Here is a 3,286-nt window from a genome sequence, read left to right on the forward strand (position 1 = left end):
TTCTTAAAGCCCTCTTTCGTATCAAAAATAAAACACGTTTTCCGAAACCAAATCCGTACATATAAAGACTCAAAATAAATTGGTTTAATAATTCCTCGTTCCTCGAATTCAGTTCCATCTTTATTTTCAGTTTCCGTTCGAATGAACCACCTATTCCCGATTCCAATTTCAATATACTTCACATGCTAACCCCCTTCAGGAAATCTTCTTTCTAATTATTCTATTATTTCCCTGGCAAGCGCACATTCCGACAGAACGTGAGCCCATAAAGAAAAAGTAGATTACAAAAATCTACTTTTATAGCCTAAATTTTTGCATACGTTTATAAAACGTACTGCGTGGCACATCTAATAGTTTTGCAGCTAATGAAACATTTCCGTTCGTCTTTTCTAGCGCTTCAATCATGCTATAACACTGTAGTTTTCCGTGAAAATTCAGCGTATGTTTTTCTTTATTTCCATTTTGTAACTCAATTTGTTTTTGATTTCCCATCACCTTCTGTAATAAAATGACATTTATGTTCCGCATATTTCCCGTCCATTTATATTTTGAACATTGATTACAAATAACAACTTGTCGATCACTATCAATTACATCTAAAAAGCGGTGAATTAAATGTAGTTCGTTTTGATGTATTTGAATACTACATTCACTTTCAATCACATGAGCAATTGAAATTAACATACCGAGCATATACCGATGTGAAAACTCAATCGAACAGGAAAAATAGCGTTTTCAACACAATTAGAAAGGCGACACAAATATGTTGAAAATTTGAATATCTTAATGCACTTCTTTATTCTTTTTTAGTAGCACTATATTTTGTATAATGGATCCAAAGAAAATACATAACCAAAACCACTTTTGCGGATTGTTATTTATAAAGAAAACTATTATCGCTATTGCGAATAAAATAGTGGCTGCTAAGCTAATATATAATTTCGTTCTAATCCCCATTAGGCTTCACTCCCTATCATTTTACAGTACATAGTAACTCTTCATTTTTCATCTCTATTATGTACTCTCGTAAAACATATTCTTTCCCGCCATGTTTATCATACCAATCATGTATTCTTTTAACATGCATTTTATCATTTCTAATTTCCGTTTCAATTTCTACATATTCTTCATAACTATCATATTCCCATATTGCAAATACTTCAGTCGTACCATCATTATTATCTTTCATCCAGCGTCCTATTAAACGAGAACCATATTTTAATTGATTAGGTAAATTAGTATCATTGAAATGATCATTAAATATTTCTATGAATTCATTTTTTACTACATAGTACTTCCTTCTGTAAAACATACTTCTTCACCTCTTTTATGAAAAGTATCAGTAAACCTTCCCATTACTACCGTATTATAATACTTACCATCCGACAGTTTTTTATCATTTTTTAGAATACCTTCTACCCCAAAACCTAAATTTTTATAAAGCTGAATGGCTTTCTTATTTGTCTCTAGCACTTGTAATGCTATCTTTTTCACTGCATTTTCATCAGCCCAATTAATAGATTGTTGTAATAGGCACTTACCCATTCCATATCCCCAAAACTCTTTTAAAATACAAACTCCGAATTCTACTTTATGAGATAATCTCGTTAAATCAGATCCTTCACATCTCGAAAATCCAACGACACGGTTATGAACTTCCGCAACTAAAAAGAGATTTCTTGTTTTTTTACTATCCGTTTTTATTATTTCCTGGAATCCCTTCGTATCTATAAATCCCTCTCCAACTTCTCTATCCATATTTTCAGTTTCTCCATCGATCTGAACTCGTATTTTCGATAACTGCTCTGCATCTGTCTCAGCTGCAGAACGAATTGTATAAGTTAATCCATTTATATGAAACTCTTGTCCTTTTATAATCATTTCAAACTCCTTTTAAATGCAGTCTATTGGCGCTATTACAATTTGTTTACCTTGTTTCTCAAATTCTTGAATAGTTTCTTTACTAGCCCCTTCATCTGTTATTATAAGGTCAATTTCTTTAAGTGACTCTCCTTTTATAAAGCAGTCTATTCCGAGTTTATTATGAGGAGCTAAACAAATATTTCTTCGAGCGATTTTGCTTACTGTTTTTCCAAAATGAGCAACTTCCGGTGTTGCAGTACTTATACCATGTAATGAAACTCCACCACCTGTAGAAAAATAAAGATCAATAGTAAAACTACTAATCAATTCCGAGGCAAGTGTATCAGTAATATTTCCTGAAGGTTTTACCTTACCACCAATTAAATACACTTCTATGCTTTTATATTCTCGTAACGAACTAGCTATCTCTATAGAATTCGTAATAACTGTAAATGATGTTTCGGGTAAAAATTTTAACATGGCACAATGAATTGAAGCCCCACCAATAAAAACGGAATCTCCTTCTTGTATATAAGAAGCTGCGATTTTTGCAATTGCATCCTCATATTTAGAGCCATTACTATAATGTTTAGATGGCTCTGCGGCTAAGTTCCTCACTCTTGCAAGTTCAATTGCACCTCCGTGCGTCCTTTTTAATAAACCCTCTTTCTCCATAATAGATAGATCTCTTCTTATAGAATCAATAGACATATCAAATATTTCAGCAAGATCTTTTGCGACTACTCTTCCATCTTTCTTAAGCAATTCTAAAATGTTCTCTCGACGCTCTTCAGTAAACATGTTCTCACCACCGTTATTGAAAATTCAGAAATTTAATATTTATGTTAATTATATGCATGTCCCTTCCGTTTTACAATATTTTCAATTCTTATTTTTTCAGCTTTATGCAGGTTTTCTCTCTCTTTCTATTTCATTAACTTCAACACCGAATAAATGTATATTTGCATATCCTACTAAAATACTTCTATTTATCTCCTTATTGTTGTAAAATTATTCCTATGTTTTACTTTTTAATACAGAAAGGAATTACTATGAAATCTTTAATTAAAGTAACTTGTACAGCATTAATATTTACAGGAATAATGGCAGGATGTAATAGCAGTGCTACACCAAAACAAGAAAAGAGCTCTCTCGAAAAGAATGCAATGCACTATGGGGAAATATTTAAAAACGGATACTATAGAGCAACAGTTGAAAATGCAAAATTTGAAAAAATAGACAAAGAGTGGCGTCTTACAACTCGTGTTATGATTAATAATGTTCGAGCCGATGGACAAACTATTGATCTTTCAGAGATAAAATATTTCATAAAAGATGAAAAAACTGGTCAAAAATATGAAGGTGAAGTTCATCCAGTAGATGATGAGAAATATAAAAATGTTCCACTCGAATTTTCTTTAAC

The 3,286-nt window shown here is 31.9% G+C and carries 6 protein-coding genes and 1 pseudogene; 1 reads left to right on the forward strand and 6 read right to left on the reverse strand.

All coding sequences use genetic code 11. The features are described 5' to 3' along the window. The 6 genes and pseudogenes from AB3X48_RS19700 to AB3X48_RS19725 form a co-directional block, all read right to left on the reverse strand. Positions 1-182, reverse strand: a 182-nt coding sequence (locus tag AB3X48_RS19700; RefSeq protein WP_367959835.1) for a DUF3977 family protein, incomplete at its 3' end; no start/stop codon positions are given. 115 nt (positions 183-297) lie between these two features. Further along, positions 298-567: pseudogene (locus tag AB3X48_RS19705) on the reverse strand (helix-turn-helix domain-containing protein); the annotation flags it as partial. A gap of 216 nt (positions 568-783) precedes the next feature. Continuing rightward, the gene (locus AB3X48_RS19710; RefSeq protein WP_199714881.1) at positions 784-957 is read right to left on the reverse strand and encodes a hypothetical protein; all 174 of its coding nucleotides are present in this window, start codon (positions 955-957) and stop codon (positions 784-786) included. A 16-nt stretch (positions 958-973) separates the two neighbouring features. After that, complete coding sequence (locus AB3X48_RS19715) at positions 974-1,312, reverse strand: NIPSNAP family protein (RefSeq protein ID WP_131230249.1); 339 nt, start codon at positions 1,310-1,312, stop codon at positions 974-976. Further along, positions 1,285-1,881: a GNAT family N-acetyltransferase gene (locus tag AB3X48_RS19720; RefSeq protein WP_246907959.1), complete on the reverse strand. Its 597-nt coding sequence runs from the start codon at positions 1,879-1,881 to the stop codon at positions 1,285-1,287. Before AB3X48_RS19720 ends, AB3X48_RS19715 begins: the two co-directional genes overlap by 28 nt. 12 nt (positions 1,882-1,893) lie before the next feature. After that, a complete protein-coding gene (locus AB3X48_RS19725; protein WP_199714883.1) occupies positions 1,894-2,664 on the reverse strand; it encodes a DeoR/GlpR family DNA-binding transcription regulator in 771 nt (256 codons plus the stop codon). Between the two features lie 251 nt (positions 2,665-2,915). On the opposite strand from AB3X48_RS19725, the gene AB3X48_RS19730 reads away from it, so the two are divergent. Beyond that, on the forward strand, positions 2,916-3,286 hold a 371-nt coding region (locus AB3X48_RS19730), incomplete at its 3' end, for a hypothetical protein (RefSeq protein ID WP_367959836.1).

The organism is Bacillus sp. S4, assembly GCF_040838205.1.
In the GTDB taxonomy this organism is placed as follows: domain Bacteria; phylum Bacillota; class Bacilli; order Bacillales; family Bacillaceae_G; genus Bacillus_A; species Bacillus_A cereus_U.

Excerpts from the sequence above, each read along its gene's own strand:
- AB3X48_RS19720 (WP_246907959.1), bottom strand. The coding sequence starts at position 1,881 with ATGATTATAAAAGGACAAGAGTTTCATATAAATGGATTAACTTATACA.
- AB3X48_RS19710 (WP_199714881.1), bottom strand. The coding sequence starts at position 957 with ATGGGGATTAGAACGAAATTATATATTAGCTTAGCAGCCACTATTTTA.
- AB3X48_RS19715 (WP_131230249.1), bottom strand. The coding sequence starts at position 1,312 with ATGTTTTACAGAAGGAAGTACTATGTAGTAAAAAATGAATTCATAGAA.
- AB3X48_RS19725 (WP_199714883.1), bottom strand. The coding sequence starts at position 2,664 with ATGTTTACTGAAGAGCGTCGAGAGAACATTTTAGAATTGCTTAAGAAA.